At 68.1% G+C, this 2,548-nt stretch carries 3 protein-coding genes; all 3 read right to left on the minus strand.

The features are described from left to right. A partial coding sequence (locus V7Q39_RS20460) for an NADH-ubiquinone oxidoreductase subunit NDUFA12 family protein (protein WP_333818452.1) occupies nt 1-165 on the minus strand: 165 nt, incomplete at its 3' end. Between the two features lie 53 nt (nt 166-218). Next, the gene (locus V7Q39_RS20465; protein ID WP_333818450.1) at nt 219-1,970 is read right to left on the minus strand and encodes a cobalamin-dependent protein; all 1,752 of its coding nucleotides are present in this window, start codon (nt 1,968-1,970) and stop codon (nt 219-221) included. A gap of 9 nt (nt 1,971-1,979) precedes the next feature. Next, a partial coding sequence (locus V7Q39_RS20470; RefSeq protein ID WP_333818451.1) for an AAA family ATPase occupies nt 1,980-2,548 on the minus strand: 569 nt, incomplete at its 5' end.

Here is a 2,548-nt window from a genome sequence, read left to right on the forward strand (position 1 = left end):
CATCTCGCCGTTGTAGATCACCCAGCGCCGCTTGCCGTCGCGGGTCTGGTAGAAGACGTTCCCCTCCTCGTCCTCGCCGACCTTCACCCCCCTGCGCGAGGTGAAAATCTGGGTGCCGATGGTCTGGCTGTTCCACCAGGTCAGCAGGCGCTTGAGGAAATACATCGGGGAGCCTCCGCAGGTCTTTGCCCTCATATGGCGGAAAGGGCCGTGAAGGTCTAGGGGTGTCGGGTCGCGCCGCCGCCGCTGCGCCGCAATCCCGCCAGCGCAGGCAGCAGATCCGCCGCCGCCCGGCAGACAACCGCGCCTTCGGCCGCCAGCCTGTCGCCCACATCCATCGGCAGGCTGGAGTTCGACCCTTCGGGAATCTGGTTCAGCCGCCCGCCGATCAGCACCGGCAGGTCCAGCCCGCGCGCGGCAAGGCCGTTGCGCAGCGCCTGATAGTAGGCCAGCGCCACCCCGTTGTAGGTCGAAATGGCAATGGCATCGGGCCGCAACTCTGCCGCCCGATCGGCCAGCGGTCCCGGATCGGTCGAGGTGCCCCCGTCCAGCGCCTCGGCCCCAAGCTGCCGCAGCATCTCGTCCAGCAGCATCTTGCCGTGTTCATGCACATCCGAGGTGGCGACCAGCACGCGCATTCCGCTGACCTGCGGGCGCAGCGCGGGATCGGCAACCGCCAGCGCGGCATGCGACATCTCGGCGATCTCGGACAGGATGGTCGCGGGCACCACCGGCACCCTTCCCCCCATCGCCCGGACATCCGGCAGGCCCGCCCCGAATTCCGCCTCGATCCGCCGCCCGCCCATCCGGCGCAGGGCCAAGAGCACGGCGAAGACATCGCTGCACTCCACCCCCCGCTCCGCCAGCCCGGCCCAGAGCGCCCGGCGGAACCGCCCTGCCCCGTCGCGAAGCGTCGCCGTCAGCCGGTCCACCGCCGCGCCGTCGATCAAGCCCGGCCAGCCTGCCGACTGCTCGATCAGCCGCCCGGCGAAGAGCTGCGCCTCGATCACTTCCCCGATCTCCGGGATGCGCTCGTTCTCGGTCACCGGCACCGGGTTGATCGCATGGCCCGAGGGCGTCAGCCGCTGCCCCAGCGCATCGACCATCAGATAGGAGGCGAGGCTGGCCCAGTTCTGTGCCGGGTCGCCCCGGTAGCTGGTGGTATTGCCATAGACCATCGTGCCGGGGCTTGCCCCTTCCTCGGCCAGCGCCCGCTGGAAGGCCATCCGCGCCAGCGGGTCGCTGAAATGATGACCGAAGGCATGGCCGATCTCGGCGCCCACCAGCCCGGTGACGATGTCCCGTTCCACAAGGATCATCCCCAGCGCATTGGCCAGATCGGTGAACTGCGCGGCAAAACCATCGTCGATGTTGGAATGCACCATCACCGGCACATCCTGCGCGGCGATCAGGCCAAGTGCCGTCACCGTGGCCGCCGTCGCCGCCACGTCGTCGTCATGACCCGGGACCCGGAAGGTGAAATACTGGCCCAGGTTGCCGATCGCCGTCGCCCCTGCCGCCAGGGCGGCCTGCGTGTTCTCCAGCGCGGCGGGGAAGCCCAGCACGAAATCACCGAAATGCGCGGCCACGGGGGCGGCATTGGCCAGCGCGACGAAATCCTCCGGCCCCCGCAGGATCATGCCCGTCCCCCGCTGGCCCTTGTCGCGGATCGCCCGCGGCAGGGCCATCGACCAGTCGAGGCAAAGCCCATAGCGGTCCACCCGGTGCCCGGCCTTGTCGCAGGTCTCCCATATTTCCCGGTAGGCCCGGATCGACTTCGCCGGATCGCGCCAGCCGATCTGGGCGTGGCTTGTCACCCGGCCACCGGCCATCGCCGCCAGCTTGTAGTCCCGCTCGGACCTGAACCCGACATGCGTCAGAAAGGCCGACGGCCCCACCCGCCAGTCACGCGAAAGGGCGCGGCCTTCGCTCAGAAGGTCCGCGCCCCTGGGATGTTCCGGCCCCGGCATGGCAGGCGATCAGGCCTTCACCGGTTCTTTCTTCTTGGTTTCGGTATAGACCAGCATCGGCTTCGCCCCCGCTGTCACCGCCTCGTCCTTGACGACCACTTCCTCGACCCCGTCCATGCCCGGCAGTTCGAACATGGTGTCGAGAAGGATGTCCTCCATGATCGAGCGCAATCCGCGCGCGCCGGTCTTGCGCTTGATCGCCCGCTTGGCGATGGCGGTCAGCGCGTCGCCAGTGAAGGTCAGCTTCACGCCCTCGATCTCGAACAGGCGCTGGTATTGCTTGACCAGCGCGTTCTTCGGCTCGGTCAGGATGGTGACCAGCGCGGCTTCGTCCAGATCGGTCAGGGTGGCGATCACCGGCAGGCGGCCGACGAACTCCGGGATCAGGCCGAACTTGAGCAAATCCTCGGGTTCCAGCTCCTTGAAGAGGTCGCCGACGCTGCGTTCGTCCGGTCCCTTCACCTCGGCTCCGAAGCCGATGCCCGACCCCTTGTTGCGCTGCGAGATGATCTTCTCCAGCCCCGCGAAGGCGCCGCCGCAGATGAACAGGATGTTGGTCGTGTCGACCTGCAGGAACT

This window comes from Tabrizicola sp., from assembly GCF_036781545.1.
Taxonomy (GTDB): Bacteria; Pseudomonadota; Alphaproteobacteria; order Rhodobacterales; family Rhodobacteraceae; genus Tabrizicola.